The following is a 14,392-nucleotide window of genomic DNA, read 5'->3' on the forward strand; positions in this document are numbered from 1 at the left end:
AGCGCATGAAGAAGACCGTCCCCACGTTCTGTCGCGTCTGTGAGCCCTCGTGTGGCCTCTTGGCCGAGGTCGAGGACGAGCGGCTGCTCCGCCTGCGGCCCGACGATGAACACCCCGTGACGCGCGGCTTCGCCTGTCACAAAGGGCTCGGGTTCACGGACGTGCACCACGACCCCGACCGGCTGAACGTGCCGCTCAGCCGCACGAACGCGCGCACCACGGCGGGTGAGTTTCGTGAGCGGTCCTGGGACGAGGTATTGCCCGAGCTCGCTGCGGCCCTGCGCGGCATCCAGCAGCAGCACGGTCCGGCCGCCATCGCGGGCTACGTGGGCAACCCCACGGCCTTCAACGCGCTGGGGAGCCAGGCGCTCACGTCGTTCTTCGCGCAGCTGGGCTGCCAGCGCATGTTCAGCTCGGGCACGCAGGACTGCTCCAACAAGTTTGCCGGCAGCGAGGCCGTGTTCGGCACCAGCACGCTGCACCCCGTGCCGGACCTCGAGCACACGGACTACGCGCTCATCTTCGGAGAGAACCCGAAGGTCTCTCACATGAGCTTCATGTCCACGCCCGACCCGATGGGCCAGCTGCGCGCGGCCGAGCAGCGCGGCGCCACCATCCGCTTCGTGAACCCGCGGCGCATCGAGTCGGCCACGGTGGGCGAGGTGGTCCAGGTCAAGCCCGACACCGACCTCTACTTCATGGCCGCGCTGCTGCACGAGCTGGACGCCGACGGGAAGTTCGACGAGGCGGTGCTGGCCGAGCACGGCAGCCACGTCGCGGGCCTGCGGGCGTTCATCGCTCCGTACAGCGCGGAGCATGTGGCCAGCGTGGTGGGTGTCCCTGCGGCCACCATTCGCGGCATCGCGCACGAGTTCGCGAGCGCCGAGTCTGCCTGTGTGCACATGAGCACGGGCGTGAACATGGGGCGCCAGGGCACGCTCTGTTACTGGCTGCTGCACATGCTCAGCTTCGTGACGGGCAACCTCGACCGCCCGGGGGGAAACCTGTACTCGCTGGGCTTCTACCCTGCGGCGAAGGCTGGCAAGCTGGACCTCGCGAGCGTGTTCTTCCCCACGGAGCACGGCGAGCTGCGCCACGTGCGCGGCATGCTGCCGGGCAACCTGCTGGCCGACATGATCGAAGGCGGCGAGACCCCCATCCGCGCGTTGGTGGTGATCGCCGGCAACCCCATCTTGTCCATGGGCGGTGGCGAGCGCCTGCGCCGGGCCTTCGAGAAGCTGGAGCTGGTGATCGTGCTCGACATGTTCCGGTCCGCCACCGGCGAGTACGCGGACTACCTGCTGCCGTGCACGGACATGCTGGAGCGCCGGGACCTCAACATCTGCGGGCTGGGCATGCAGCACCAGCCGTTCGTGCAGTACACCGACGCGGTGGTTCCGGCCGCGTCCGAGCGCAAGGAGGAGTGGTGGATCCTGGGCAAGTTGGAGCAGGCCCTGGGGCTGCGCTCCGTGTTCGATGCCGGTGAAGCGCCCGACGTGTTCGCGCGGCTCGACAAGATGCTGCGCGCGAGCGGCCTGTCGGTGCAGCAGCTGGAGGCGGCGCCGCAGCACACCGTGGTGCTTCCGAAGCTGAGTCACGGGCGCTTCTACAGCGACTGGATCCAGACTGCGGACAGGCGTGTGGACTGTTGCCCGCCGCTGTTCGAGGAGGCGCTCGCGCGGGCTCACGCGCTGTTCGAGGACCTGCGCAGCAGCCCACCGGAGCAGCTGAAGCTCATCAGCCTGCGCACCAACTTCATGCAGAACAGCTGGTACCAGAACGTCCAAAAGCTCAAGGGGCGGAAGCACCAGATCAACCCGCTTCACATGGCGGTGGAGGACGCCGCGCGCCTGGGCTTCACCGATGGCGCGGCGGTCACGGTGAGCAGCGACTGGGGCCGCATCGAGGCGACCGTGTTGGTGGACGAGACGCTGCGCGCGGGCGTGGTGGCCATGACCCACGGCTGGGGCAACGAGCGCACGCCGGGGCTGCGCGTGGCCAGCCGCCACCCGGGGGTGAACGTGAACGCGCTGCTGCCGAGCGGCCCGGGCAGCTACGAGAAGCTCAGCAACCAGGCTCACATGACGGGCGTGCCGGTGGCGGTCACGGCGGCGTCCTAGGCGGGCCCTCGCAGCGCTTCGGATGGCTTGGCGGCTGTGCCAGGACCCCTCCTCCACGTGGTCGTGGGCGTGGGCGTGGGCGTTGTCGGCGACGGCGACGGCGACGAAGGGGCGTCGCCGTCGCCGTCGCCGACAACGTCTATCGACTCATCACAAGTTCGTCGGGGCAGTCCGAGGCCGAGTGGATTCTGCAGGTTCCGTTCTGGGCCTTAGTTCAAGCCACTTTTGGCGCCCCGGCTTGAAAAGCCGGGGCAGCGGGTCCTGGGCCTCGCTCCGGGGACAAGTCCTCCCTCCGAGGGAGGACTCAGCTTGGGTGGACTAGAGGAGCTTGAGGTGGCTGGCTGTGGAGGGTTTGGGGCCCGGTCCCGCTGCCCCGGCTTTCAAGCCGGGGCGCCCAAGTGCCTTGATACAAGCCGCTTCCGGCCCAGCGAGAGTCGGCCAGGGTCCTTGGGCCGGCTCCGGTGACCATGGGCCGAACTTGTGATGAGTCGTTAGCCGACAACGTTCACGACAACGCTCACGACAGCGGGGGATCGCGGTCCCCTGTGCTATGTCCACCGCATGCCACCCAGCGCCCCGACGCCGCAGCCGCTGCCGGCGCCCTTCGACCGGCGCGTGCAGCTGTTCACGGGCAAGGGCGGCGTGGGCAAGACCAGCCTGGTGCTGGGGTTGGCGCTCGAGGCGGCGCGGCGGGGGCATCGCCCGCTGATCGTGGAGCTGGGCCACCGCGCGAGCGTGCCGGAGCTGCTGGGGCAGGGCGCTGGGCCCGCCGTGGGCTACACGCCGGTGGAGCTGGTCCCGGGTGTGTTCGCCATGAACATGTCGCTCGACGACGCGCTCGAGGACTACATCACGGCGCAGGTGCGCGTGCGGCGGGTGGCGCGCGCCATCACGCAGAGCCAGAGCCTGCGGCGCTTCTTCCACGCGGCGCCCGCCGTGAACGAGGTGGTGACGCTGGCTCGTCTCAGCCGCCTGGCGGAGCCCGCGCCGGGCGCGCGCGGGAGCTTCAGCCCCATCCTGGTGGACCTCGACGCCACGGGGCACGCGCTCATGTTCCTCGAGCTGCCGCGCGTGTTCGAGGGGCTGGCCCAGAGCGGGCCGCTGCACACGCTGCTGGCGGGCTTCTCGAAGCTGCTGCGCGACGAGCGCACCACCGTGCTGCACCTGGTCACGCTGCCGCTCGAGCTGCCGGCGCACGAGACCCGCGACCTGTACGTGCAGCTGCGCGGGGACGCGGCGAGCGGTTCGCCAGCGCGCGTTCCGCTCGGCGCGTTGATCGTGAACGGTGTGCCGCAGGCGCCGCTGACCGACGCCGAGGTGGCGCGCTTGCCGGAGCTCGCGGAGCGGGCGCCCGAAGCCCAGAAAGACATCGCCCTTGCGCAGCGCGTGCAGCGGGCCGCGGCCGACGCGGGGCGCACGGAGGCGTGGCTGCGTGAGCGTGTCCCGCTGGTGACCAAGCGCTTGCCGCGCGTGACGGGGGCCCTGGGCCTCACGGAGCTCCAGCGCTTGGGCGCGGCGCTCCTGGAGGCCTCGCGATGAGCACGGAGTCTGCCGCGCTGGACGAGCTGCTGCGCACGCGCCGGCTGATCATCTGCGTGGGCCCCGGCGGCGTGGGCAAGACCACCAGCTCGGCCGCCATGGCGCTGCGGGCCGCGCGCATGGGGCGGCGCGCCCTGGTGCTGACCATCGACCCGGCGAAGCGGCTGGCCGACGCGCTGGGCCTCGATGGGCTCGACGACGAGGTGCGCCGCGTGCCCGGGGTGGACGCGCTGCCGCCGCTCACGCCAGGCGTGGCCCCCGCGCCGCTGGACGCGGCCATGCTGGACACCAAGGCCAGCTACGACGCGCTGCTCACGCGCATCACCGACGCGGCGTCGCGCGAGCGCATCTTCGGCAACCGCGCGTATCAGGCCTTCTCGCGCACCATGGCGCGCTCGCACGCCTACGTGGCGATGGAGCGGCTGCTGCACGTGGTGGAGGAGGGGCGCTGGGACCTGATCGTGCTGGACACGCCGCCCACGCGCAGCGCACTCGACATCCTGGACGCGCCCGAGCGGCTGGTGCGCTTCCTGGACGAGCGCGTGGTGCAGTGGTTCTTGCGCGGGACCGGCAGCGAAGGTGCGGCCATGCCCACGGATGCCGCCGAAGACGCCGACGAAGGCGGAGCCCGCGGCCTCGGCGGGCGCGCCGCGCTCAAGCTGCTGGGCGTGCTGGTGGGCGCCGAGGTGGTGGCCGAGCTGGTGTCGTTCTTCTCCGTGCTGGCGCACCTGCGGCAGGGCTTCCGCGACCGCGCCGCGCGCACGGCCGCGCTGCTCACCAGCCCGAGCACGGCGTTCGTGCTCACGGCGGCGCCCATGCCCAGCGGCCTCGCCGACGCGGGCAACCTGCTCGAGGGGCTCATGGAGCGCCGCGTGCCGCTGGCGCTGCTGCTCTTCAACCGCGCGTTCACCACCGAGCCGGGCGCTGACGCCGGGCTCGGGGGCGCCACCGGGCCCGCGTTCGACCAGCAGCCGCTCGCGCCCGCCCGCGCGCTGCCGCCCACGGACCTGGGGCCCGTGCTGGACCAGCTGGCGGCCCGCCTGGGCGAGGTGCGCCGCGCCGCCCACGCCGACAACCTGGCCGACCTCGCGCGCATGCGGGCGTTCCACGCCACGGCACCGAAGGGCACCGCCGCGCTGATGCTGCCGCGCGCCACGCGCGAGATCCACGACGTGGCCGACCTCGGCGAGCTGCTGGCCCACCCCCGCCCGCTGTCGGCTGGCCTCTGAGCAGCGCTAGGGTGTGTTGCCTTACCGTTCACGGACGCTTCCCCTCGCGCGCGCCATGGTGTCCAATCCGTCGATGCGCCCTGCACGCGTCCGCAATTGTCCCTGGTCACGGCTAGCCCTGCTGGTCCTGACCCTCGGCCTGGTCCCCAGCGTGCTGCCCGCATGCGGGAGCACCGCCACGGAGTCCACGCGCCCCAAGGTGGCGGTCTCCATCTTCCCGCTCTACGACATCGCCCGCCGCGTGGCGGGTGACCAGCTGGAGGTGGTGCTGGTGCTGCCCGTGGGGCGCTCGGAGCACTCCTACCGGCCCACGCCACGCGAGATCGCCCGCCTGTCCGGCACGCGCCTAGCGGTGGGGGTGGGCCTGCAGATGGACACCTGGCTGACCCAGGTGGTGCGCAACGCCTCGGACACCGAGGTGGAGGTGCTGGAGCTGGCCCCGCAGCTGCGGCCCCGCCACATGAGCGCCCGTGAGGTGGGCATCAACGAGGTGCACGACGACCACGACGCCGACGGCGACCACCACGAGGAGGCGGACGGCGGGGCGGCGCACCACGACGAGGGCCACGAGGGCGAAGGGCACGACGGCGAAGCCCACGAGGACGCGGACCACCACGACGACGAGGGCCCCGCCACCGCCGAGGCTCACGAGGAGCACCACGAGCACCAGCACGGCGGGTTGGACCCGCACTTCTGGCTGGATCCGGTGCGCATGATCGACGCCGTGGACCTGCTGGTGACGGCCTTCACGCGCCTCGAGCCCGCCGGCGCCGAGGGGTTCCGGTCGCGCGGCGAAGACGTGAAGCGCGCGCTGCGGGCCCTGGACGAGCGCCTGCGCACGGAGCGCGCCACGTTCACGCGCAACACCATCATCACGTTCCACGGCTCGTTCGGGTACTTCGCCGAGCGCTACGATCTGCGCATCGCCGCGGTGGTGGAGCCCTCGCCCGGGCGTGAGCCCACGGCGCGCTATCTGACCGAGGTGCTGGCGGTCATCGCCGAGACGCACCCTGCCGCGCTCTTCAGCGAGCCGCAGCTGGACCCACGGCCGGCGCAGGTCATCGCGCACGACGCCCGGCTGCCGCTCTTCGAGCTGGACCCGGTGGGAGGCACCACCGGGGTAGAGACCTACGAGACGCTGCTGCTGCACAATGGGTCGGTCCTCGCCCGAGCCCTGCGATGAGCCTCTCGCGCCTCTCCCTCAGCAGCTTCACCCAGCCCGACCGCACGCAGCAGCGCTGCGTGTTCGAGGTGGAGCACGTGTCGAAGCGCTACGGCGAGCTGCAGGTGCTGGACGACGTGTCGTTCTGGATCCCGGAGGGCGAGTTCCTGTGCCTGTGCGGGCCCAACGGCGCCGGCAAGAGCACGCTGCTCAAGGTCATCTTGGGCCTCGAGCGCCCCGACGCGGGCGAGGTGCGCATCGGGCTGCCCGAGCACGTGACCAAGCGGGCCACCAGCCACGACGTGGGCTACGTGCCTCAGCACAAGGCCTTCCACCGCGACTTCCCGGCCCGCGTGGAGGACCTGATCGTGGCCAACTACCGGGGCCGCTGGCCCTATCGCATCCGTGAGAACGAGCGCGCCGCGGCCGACGCGGCGCTCGCCCGCGTGGGTGGGCAGCACCTCTGGGGCAAGGAGATCTCGGGCTTGTCGGGCGGCCAGATGCAGCGGGTGTTCCTGGCGCGCGCGCTGGTCACCAACCCCACGCTGCTCATCCTGGACGAGCCCACCGCGGGCGTGGACGTGCGCGGCCGCGAGGAGTTCGTGGAGGTGCTCTTCGAGATCAGCAAGAGCGAGACGCTGGCCGCCATCCTGGTCACGCACCACATGAGCGAGATCGCCCGCACCGCGGAGCGCGTGCTCTACCTGGACCACCGCGTGGTGGCCTGGGGGCTGCCCGACGAGCTGCTGGGCCGCACGGACCTCGCCGCCATCAGCGACCCGGGGGTGCGCAGCACGCGCTGGGATCCGGAGCCCCATGACGCCGGCCAAGGAGGGCGCATGAACTGGCTGCTCGAGCCGCTGGCGCAGGGCTTCATGCAGCGCGCCTTCATCGCCGGCATGCTGGTGGGCGGGCTGTGCGCCTGCATCGGCGTGTTCGTGGTCAAGCGCGGCCTCTCGTTCATCGGTGACGGGCTGGCGCACGCCACCTTCGGAGGCATCGCCCTCGGGCTGTGGCTCGAGCTGGGTGTGCAGGAGGCCGTGTGGGTGGCGCTGCCGTTCACGGTGCTGGTGTCGCTGGGCATCGCCTACGTGCTGCGCACCGGCAAGCTGGGCGGCGACGTGGCCACCGGAGTGTTCTTCGCCGTGTCGTTCGCGCTGGGCGTGCTGTTCCTGGGCCTGCGCCCGGTGGACGCGCCCATGGTCAACGTGGAGAGCGTGCTCTTCGGCAGCATCCTGGCCATAGGCCACACGGACCTCTACATGGTGGCGGGGGTCGCCGTGGTGGCGGGGCTGCTGCTGGCGGCCACCTGGAGCCGCCTGGCCTACGCCACCTTCGACCCCGCGCTGGCGCGCCTCTCGGGGGTCCCCGTCGCGGCGCTCGACTACATGCTGCTGGCGCTCACCGCGGTGGTCATCGTGGTGTCGGTCAAGACGGTTGGAATCGTGCTCGTCAGCTCCTTCATTGTGATTCCCGCGGCCTCGGCCGGCCTGCTCGCGAGGAGCATCGGCCGCATGACCCTGCTGGCCGTCACCCTGGGGGTTTCGGCGCCGGGGCGGGCCTCCTCGCCAGCTACCACCTGAACGTGGCCAGCGGCGCCACCATCATCCTGCTGCTGGGGCTCTGTTTCGCGCTGGCCATGGGCATTCGCCGCGGCCGGTGAGCTCTCGGGGCCGTCCGGTAACCCGCTCGGCACGTTCCGTGCAAACCTGCGCGTCATGGCCAAGTCCCTCGCCGCGCGCGCGCGCGAACTACGCATGTCCTCGGAGGTGCCGCCGCCGCGCTTTTTCTTGCTGCTGATGGTCACGTTCACGGTCCTGCTGGGCATGGTGCTGCGGCCCATGGCGAGCGAGCTGGTGCTGGCGGCCGTGCTGGCCACGGCGCTCTGGCCGCTGCAGGCCTGGCTGGTGCGCCGGCTCCACACCAAGCGCCACGGCCTGGTCGCCGGCCTCATCCTGCTGGTGCTGGTGCTGCTCTTGATCGGGCCTCTCTGGGGCCTGGCGGCGCTGGTCATTCGCGACGGCTCGGATGGGCTCCGGTTCGTGCTGCAGACGCTGCACGGCGAAGGGGTGGCCGCCATGGTCGCGAGCTTGCCCGACAGCGCGCGAGACCTGGTCCAGCTCGGCCTCGAGCAGCTCCCCGCCACCACCGACGAGCTGATGGCCACGCTCGGCACGAGCGGCAATCAGACGGCCAGGGTGGTGGGCGCCGCGGTGGTCGGGACGGGCTCGTTCTTGTTCCACACGGGCCTCATGCTGGTGGCGCTCTACTTCTTCCTCACCCACGGCGAGGAGCTGGTGCATTGGCTCGACAGCATCTCGCCGCTCGGCCGCGGACAGACCCGTGAGCTGCTCGTCAGCTTCAAGCAGGTGTCGGTCGCGGTCATCGTCTCGTCGCTCGCCACCTCCACGGTGCAGGCGCTCGCCGCGCTGATCGGCTTCCTGATCGCGCGCGTGCCCAGCCCCATCTTCTTCGTGTCGCTCGCCTTCGTGGCGGCGTTCATCCCGGCCATCGGCGCCGCCACCGTGTCCATGGTGGCCGCGCTGTTCCTGTTGGTCACCGGGCACCCCTACATGGCGCTGTTCCTCGCCATCTGGAGCGTCTTCGTGGTGGGGCTGGTGGACAACCTCATCAAGCCCATCCTCATCAAGCGCGGCGTCGAGATCCACGCGGGCGTGGTCTTCTTCGCCCTGCTCGGTGGGCTCGCGGCCTTCGGCCCCATCGGCCTGCTGCTGGGCCCGCTGGTGGTGGCCATGTTCTTGGCGCTCCTGCGCATGTACCAGCGCGACTACTCGCCGGGCGGCAACGATGAAGAAGACCCAGTGGCCCGGCTGATGCCCGAGCACGAGCCGGAACCGAAGCCGGAGCCCGAGCCGGAGCCCGAAATCGGCAAGTCCATCATCAGCCCACGGGGGGAGGAGACCTCTGCCTGAGCGCGCCGCGCTACGCGTCCTGGTACGCGGCGTCGTTCGGGTCGTGCTTGGCCACGGCGGCCCGGGCGACGGCGGCGTCCTCCGTGCGGCCCAGCGCCTCGAGCGCGTGGTAGCGGTGCGCGAGCAGCTGCTTCTCGCTGATCCACCAGAGCGCGCTCGCCGTGAGGCCCGCGTCGGCGGCGGCCAGCCACGCAGCGTGGTCTCCTCTTGCTCTGGCGATCTCGCAGCGGCCGAGCGCTCGCATGGCGTCGGGCTCCTTCGAGACCTCTGCGGCGGCGTCGAACATGGCCTCGGCCTCGCTGGCGCGACCGCCGTGCAGCGCCAGGCGGCCCCGCGCGATGCGCAGCTTGTCGTGCGGCAGCGGGTACTGCGCCAGCATGGGGTCATCGGTGCCCGCGTCGATGCGAGCGAGCGCGGCGGCCACCTCCACCAAGAAGGGCTCGTCGGCTTCGGTCACCTTCCAGGTGCCCAGGTACTCGATGCCCCACTCGGCGAACGAGCGCAGCAACCAGGCGTCCAGCCAGGCCGCGAAGCTGGGGTACCACTCGGTGAGCGGGCCGCCGCCCTCCCGGAAGTCCACCCACACGCGCCCCGCGTGCTCGCCGCGCGTGAGCAGGAAGTCGAAGTAGCCGCAGCCGTGGTCACTGAGCGGGATGGCGCCCGCGAGATCGTCCGCGCAGGGCTGGCTGTCGAGCGGGTGCAAGAGCCCATAGAAAGGGCCGATGCCCGCGCCGGAGGCCTCGCTGATCCACCAGCGGTAGTCGTCCGGGAGCGTGAGCCCGTGTCGCGCCTCGGCCTCGGCCTGCTCCTCGGGGCTCAGCTGGAAGACCGTCCACTGGTGCATGCTCGCGCCGAAGATCTTGGAGTCGGGGTCGCGGTTGCCCAGCGTGCGGACGCGGCGGTAGAGGTCGCTCAGCACGGAGGTGTCGGTCATGGCGCCGCACGATACAGGCTTGCGATGACTCGCCGGAAGGCGCTTGATGGCCCTGATGAACGATCCGCAATCGACACCACCCACAGCGTTGCTGGGGCCGAGCGACCCACCGCCGTTTCGTGTCCTTCGGCCGGAGGGCACGTCGCGCTTCGTGCTGCTGGGAGACCACGCGGGGCAGGCCGTCCCACACGCGCTGGCCAGGTTGGGGCTCCCTCAGGAGGAGCTGGACCGGCACATCGGCTGGGACATCGGCGTGGCCGGCCTGGCCGAGGCGCTGTCCGCGCGGCTGGACGCCATCGCCATCCTGCAGACGTACTCGCGCCTGGTGATCGACTGCAACCGGCCGCTCACGGCGCCGGACTCCATCGCCACCGTGAGCGACGGAACGCGGGTGCCCGCCAACCAGGGGCTCACGGACCAGGCAGCCCAGGCGCGCGCCGCCGAGATCTTCACGCCCTACCACCAGCGCATCACGCAGGAGCTGGACCGGCGAGATGGACGAGACCCGATCCTGATCGCGCTGCACAGCTTCACCCCCGTGTTCAAGGGGCACATCCGCCCATGGCACGTGGGGGTGCTCTACCAGCGCGACGCGCGCCTGGCGCACGCCGTGCGCGACGCGCTCATGGGCGAGACCGGCTTGGTGGTGGGCGACAACGAGCCCTACTCGGTGAGCGACGCCACGGACTACGCCATCCCGGTCTACGGCGAGCGCCGTGGGCTCTTGCACGTGGAGCTCGAGGTGCGGCAAGACCTCATCCTCCACGGCGAGGGCCAGGACGTCTGGGCGGAGCGCCTCGCGCGTTTGCTCCGGGAGTCTGTGCCCGCCGCGCTGCCGGGGTGATTCGGGCGTGTAACTTCGTCCGACCTTGCCTTCCCCTCGTCGAGGCAGCCGCCTATACGAGACTCAACCGCTTCCCCCACGGAGTTCCTTCATGTTGATTCGCCTCGGGTTCGAGATCCGCTATCGCTTCCCGCAGCCCACGCCCATGTTGGTGACGCTCAACCTGCACGACTCGCGTCGCGCGGACATCGCCATCGCGCAGGAGCTCTTGCTCACGCCGGGCGTGCCGCTGCACCAGTACCACGATGGCTTCGGCAACATCTGCACGCGCTTCGTGGCGCCGGCGGGCACCATGACGCTGTTCTCCGACGCGGTGGTGCGCGACACGGGGAACACCGACGACATCGCCCCCGGGGCGCAGCAGGTGCCCGTCCCACAGCTGCCGGACGAGACGCTGGTGTACCTGCTGGGCAGCCGCTACTGCGAGACCGACAAGCTGATGGAGCAGGCCTGGAGCCTGTTCGGGAACACCCCGCTCGGCTGGGGCCGCGTGCAGGCCATCTGCGACTACGTGCACCAGCGCATCACCTTCGGCTACCAGTACGCCAACGCCACCAAGGGCGCGGCGCAGGCGCTCGAAGAGGGGCGCGGGGTGTGCCGTGACTACGCGCACTCGGCCGTCGCGCTGTGCCGCTGCATGAACATCCCGGCGCGCTACTGCACGGGCTACCTGGGCGACATCGGGGTCCCCTACAGCGACGCGCCCATGGACTTCTCGGCCTGGTTCGAGGCCTACCTGGACGGGCGCTGGTACACCTTCGACGCGCGCCACAACACGCCGCGCATCGGCCGCGTGCTGGTGGCCCGCGGGCGCGACGCTTCGGACGCCGCCATCAGCAACACGTTCGGTGTGAACACGCTCGAGTCGTTCGTGGTCTGGTGTGCGGAGACCAACGACTCCACGCTGACGCCGCGCGGCTGACGCGGCGTGCTCAGCTCTTGGCGTACTTGCGGAGGCCCTTGCCGATGGAGGTGCTCAGCACCTTCTGCAGCAGGCCGCCCGTTCCCGGGATGGAGGGGTCGAAGGTGATCAGGTAGTGCAGGTGCGAGCCGCTCGGCGTCTCCGTGAACACCAAGCGCCCCAGGTGGTTCTTGATGCCGGGGCCCTTCGTGACCTTGTACTCGATCAGGCGGTCCTGCTCGAAGGTGACGATGGTCTCCTCGAGCCCCAGCAGCCCCGGGCCCACGCCGCGCACGGCGCCGAGGCCGTTCTTGCCTCCCACCGTGCCGTGCTTGAGCAGACGCATGGGCGCGCCGAGGATGCGCCCCAGGTTCTCGTGGTCCGAGATGTCAGCGAACGCGCGCGCGACGGGGAAGGGGAAGTCGAAGTGGAGGTCGATCTTGTGTGCCATGGCGCGCAGGTATCACTGCGTTGGGCAGAGCAACGGGCTCACGCCCCGATGACGAGGTCCGCCACCTTGGCCTGGTGGTAGCCCGCGTCGCCGAAGAGCAGCTCGCTGTGCTTGTTGCGCTTGAAGAAGAAGTGCACGTCGGACTCCCAGGTGAAGCCGATGCCGCCGTGCAGCTGCACCGCGCGGTTGCTGGTGAACGCCGCTGCTTCGGCCGCCTGCGCCTTGGCCATGTGGGCCAGCAGCAGCGCGTCGGGCGCGCCCTCGTCGAGCGCGTGGGCCGCCGCGTACACCAGCGACTTGGCCCGGTCGATGGCCATCATGGCGTTCACCAGCGGGTGCTTCACCGCTTGATAGCCGCCGATGGCGCGGTCGAACTGCGTGCGCACCTTGGCGTACTCCACCGTGGTCTGCAGCAGCCACTCGCTGGCCCCCACCATGTCGGCGGCCAGCAGCAGCCACGTGTCCGGCAGGCTCTCGGCTAGCAGCGCGTCGCCACCCGGGAGCACGGCGTCGGTCGGCACGAGCACCGCCTCGAAGTGCAGCGTGCCCTGCTCGCGCGTGAGGTCCACGATGCCGTCGCGCTGCACGCTGAGGCCGGCGCTGCCACGCGGCACCACGGCCAGCAGTGACCCTGCGGGGCCGGCCACGCGCACCACGAACAGCTCGGCGCGGCCAGCGTCCTGCACGAAGTGCGCGCTGCCCGTGAGGGTGAGTCCGCCGCCGGGGCTGCTCGCTCCCACCACGCTGGGCGTGTGCTGCCAGTCGCCGTCGGCGTTGCACACCGCGAGGGTCGCGCGCGCGCCAGCCAGCAGCTGCTCGAACAGGGCTGCCTGCGCGGTGCCCTCGGCCGCCCGCCGCGCCAGGAACGCGACGCCCAGCGTGCTCTCCGCGGCGCTCGGGAAGGCGTGCTTGCCCAGCTGCTCGGCCAGCGCCACCAGCGCGCCGCGCGGCAGCTGCAGCCCGCCGGCGGCTTCGGGGATGGCGGCCGCGATCCAGCCGAGCTCCTGGGCCTGCTGCCAGCCCTCTTCGCTCGGGTAGGCCGTGGGCATGCGCGCGGGGTCCGGGTCTTGGGCGGCAGCGCGCCGCAGCACGTCCAGCCCCGCGTGCGAGGCCAGGAACTTGCGGGCGCTCTCGCGGAAGAGCGCGCAGTCGTCGTTGAAACCGTAGGGGGCGTTGCTCATGGCCATGTCAGCTCTTGGGAAGCCCGAGGACGCGCTCCCCGCCGGCCAGCTTCACCTGCAGCGGGAGGCGCATGGGGTGGTCTTGCAGCGCTGCGGCCCGCGCGCGCTTGCCGTTCTCGACGATGCCGCGCTCGCGGATGGCCAGCGCCGCGATGCGCGCCCGCACGTGCGGGTCCTCCGTGGCCGGCTTCCCGTTGCGGCGCAGCGTGCGCGCGAGCGACACCAGGCCCTGCACGTTGTGCGCGAGCCCCTCGCTGCCCACGCCGCCCTGCGGTGTCACCAGCGGCCCCGCGCCGCGCTCGTGCAGGAGCGTGGTCATGGCCACGTTCCAGCCTTCGCCCAGGGCGCCCAGGCGCCACGCGTCCTTCACGGGCGTGTCCTCGAACAGCACCTCGTTGAAGCCGGTTTCGCCGGTGAGCTTGATCAGCGGGCGCACCGTCACGCCGGGGTGGTTCTCGACGGGCACCACGAAGTAGCTGAGCCCCTTGTGCTTGTGGTCCGACGACGTGCGCACCAGCAGGATCATCCACTGCGCGAAGTGCGCGAGGCTGGTCCACACCTTGTGCCCGTTCAGCAGGTAGTCGCCCGGTGACGCCGGGTCGGGCCGCAGGCTGGCCTGCACGCTGGCCAGGTCGGAGCCGCTGCCGGGCTCGCTGAAGCCCTGGCACCAGATCTGCTCGCCCGAGAGCAGCGGCGGCAGCAGCTCGCGCTTCAGCTCCTCCTGCGCGTGATGAAAGATGGTGGGCGCCGCCATGCCGAGGCCCACCATGTTGATCAGGAAGGGCGTGCGCGCGCGGTTCATCTCTTCGTTGGCGATGCGCTGGAAGCCCTTGTTTCCACGGCCCCCGTACTCCTTCGGGTAGTCGGCGCCCACCAGCCCCGCGTCGTAGCAGCGCCGCTGCCAAGCCTGCAGGTAGTCCAGCTGCGCGCGCGTCATGGTCTCGATGGGGTGCTGCGGCAGCCGCACGGGCGCGGGCGGCGGGCGGTGCTCGGTCAGCCACGCGCGGCAGTACTCGCGGAACTCGCGCTGGGCGGCCTCTTGGTCGGGGTGCGACGTCATGCCGGGGACGATATCACCAAGTTGTGAATTAGCGGTGC

Annotated in this window: 11 protein-coding genes and 2 pseudogenes; 9 read left to right on the forward strand and 4 right to left on the reverse strand. The window is 71.2% G+C overall.

All coding sequences use genetic code 11. From position 1 onward, the window contains the following. The first annotated feature begins 5 nt into the window (after positions 1–5). The 7 genes and pseudogenes from IPI43_22385 (at position 6) to IPI43_22415 (ending at position 8,983) form a co-directional block, all read left to right on the forward strand. On the forward strand, positions 6–2,120 hold the full coding sequence (locus tag IPI43_22385) for a molybdopterin-dependent oxidoreductase (protein MBK7776845.1): 2,115 nt from the start codon (positions 6–8) through the stop codon (positions 2,118–2,120). A 561-nt stretch (positions 2,121–2,681) separates the two neighbouring features. Then, positions 2,682–3,659, forward strand: coding sequence for a hypothetical protein (locus IPI43_22390; GenBank protein MBK7776846.1), 978 nt, complete (start codon positions 2,682–2,684; stop codon positions 3,657–3,659). Continuing rightward, positions 3,656–4,888 (forward strand): AAA family ATPase, encoded by a 1,233-nt coding sequence (locus IPI43_22395; protein ID MBK7776847.1) that lies wholly within the window; start codon positions 3,656–3,658, stop codon positions 4,886–4,888. Before IPI43_22390 ends, IPI43_22395 begins: the two co-directional genes overlap by 4 nt. Positions 4,889–4,961: 73 nt before the next feature. After that, entirely contained in the window at positions 4,962–6,071 is a 1,110-nt protein-coding gene (locus IPI43_22400; protein ID MBK7776848.1) for a zinc ABC transporter substrate-binding protein, read from the forward strand. After that, positions 6,068–6,622 (forward strand): annotated as a pseudogene (locus tag IPI43_22405) (metal ABC transporter ATP-binding protein). Before IPI43_22400 ends, IPI43_22405 begins: the two are co-directional and overlap by 4 nt. Positions 6,623–6,898: 276 nt before the next feature. Then, positions 6,899–7,713: pseudogene (locus IPI43_22410) on the forward strand (metal ABC transporter permease). Between the two features lie 55 nt (positions 7,714–7,768). Then, on the forward strand, positions 7,769–8,983 hold the full coding sequence (locus IPI43_22415) for an AI-2E family transporter (GenBank protein MBK7776849.1): 1,215 nt from the start codon (positions 7,769–7,771) through the stop codon (positions 8,981–8,983). 10 nt (positions 8,984–8,993) lie between these two features. On the opposite strand, the gene IPI43_22420 is transcribed toward IPI43_22415, so the two are convergent. Beyond that, positions 8,994–9,917, reverse strand: a complete 924-nt coding sequence (locus IPI43_22420; protein MBK7776850.1) for an SMI1/KNR4 family protein — start codon at positions 9,915–9,917, stop codon at positions 8,994–8,996. A 55-nt stretch (positions 9,918–9,972) separates the two neighbouring features. Here IPI43_22420 and IPI43_22425 point away from each other — a divergent pair, with 55 nt between their 5' ends. Together IPI43_22425 and IPI43_22430 are read left to right on the forward strand one after the other, a co-directional pair. Next, positions 9,973–10,761, forward strand: coding sequence for an N-formylglutamate amidohydrolase (locus IPI43_22425; protein MBK7776851.1), 789 nt, complete (start codon positions 9,973–9,975; stop codon positions 10,759–10,761). Between the two features lie 91 nt (positions 10,762–10,852). Further along, the gene (locus tag IPI43_22430) at positions 10,853–11,683 is read left to right on the forward strand and encodes a transglutaminase family protein (protein MBK7776852.1); all 831 of its coding nucleotides are present in this window, start codon (positions 10,853–10,855) and stop codon (positions 11,681–11,683) included. Between the two features lie 10 nt (positions 11,684–11,693). Here IPI43_22430 and IPI43_22435 read toward each other — a convergent pair whose 3' ends face one another. Genes IPI43_22435 through IPI43_22445 form a run of 3 tightly spaced genes read right to left on the reverse strand, consistent with a single transcriptional unit; the run spans position 11,694 to position 14,354 of the window. Continuing rightward, on the reverse strand, positions 11,694–12,113 hold the full coding sequence (locus IPI43_22435) for an SRPBCC family protein (GenBank protein MBK7776853.1): 420 nt from the start codon (positions 12,111–12,113) through the stop codon (positions 11,694–11,696). Positions 12,114–12,151: 38 nt separating this feature from the next. After that, positions 12,152–13,294, reverse strand: coding sequence for an acyl-CoA dehydrogenase family protein (locus IPI43_22440; GenBank protein MBK7776854.1), 1,143 nt, complete (start codon positions 13,292–13,294; stop codon positions 12,152–12,154). Between the two features lie 7 nt (positions 13,295–13,301). Further along, positions 13,302–14,354, reverse strand: a complete 1,053-nt coding sequence (locus IPI43_22445) for an acyl-CoA dehydrogenase family protein (protein ID MBK7776855.1) — start codon at positions 14,352–14,354, stop codon at positions 13,302–13,304. Positions 14,355–14,392: the final 38 nt, after the last annotated feature.

The organism is Sandaracinaceae bacterium (genome assembly GCA_016706685.1).
Lineage (GTDB): Bacteria > Myxococcota_A > Polyangia > Polyangiales > Houyiibacteriaceae > JADJJE01.

Bases quoted from the DNA above. Each gene is read 5' to 3' on its own strand.
- IPI43_22385 (MBK7776845.1), top strand. From the start codon at position 6: ATGAAGAAGACCGTCCCCACGTTCTGTCGCGTCTGTGAGCCCTCGTGT.
- IPI43_22390 (MBK7776846.1), top strand. From the start codon at position 2,682: ATGCCACCCAGCGCCCCGACGCCGCAGCCGCTGCCGGCGCCCTTCGAC.
- IPI43_22395 (MBK7776847.1), top strand. From the start codon at position 3,656: ATGAGCACGGAGTCTGCCGCGCTGGACGAGCTGCTGCGCACGCGCCGG.
- IPI43_22400 (MBK7776848.1), top strand. From the start codon at position 4,962: ATGCGCCCTGCACGCGTCCGCAATTGTCCCTGGTCACGGCTAGCCCTG.
- IPI43_22415 (MBK7776849.1), top strand. From the start codon at position 7,769: ATGGCCAAGTCCCTCGCCGCGCGCGCGCGCGAACTACGCATGTCCTCG.
- IPI43_22420 (MBK7776850.1), bottom strand. From the start codon at position 9,917: ATGACCGACACCTCCGTGCTGAGCGACCTCTACCGCCGCGTCCGCACG.
- IPI43_22425 (MBK7776851.1), top strand. From the start codon at position 9,973: ATGAACGATCCGCAATCGACACCACCCACAGCGTTGCTGGGGCCGAGC.
- IPI43_22430 (MBK7776852.1), top strand. From the start codon at position 10,853: ATGTTGATTCGCCTCGGGTTCGAGATCCGCTATCGCTTCCCGCAGCCC.
- IPI43_22435 (MBK7776853.1), bottom strand. From the start codon at position 12,113: ATGGCACACAAGATCGACCTCCACTTCGACTTCCCCTTCCCCGTCGCG.
- IPI43_22440 (MBK7776854.1), bottom strand. From the start codon at position 13,294: ATGAGCAACGCCCCCTACGGTTTCAACGACGACTGCGCGCTCTTCCGC.
- IPI43_22445 (MBK7776855.1), bottom strand. From the start codon at position 14,354: ATGACGTCGCACCCCGACCAAGAGGCCGCCCAGCGCGAGTTCCGCGAG.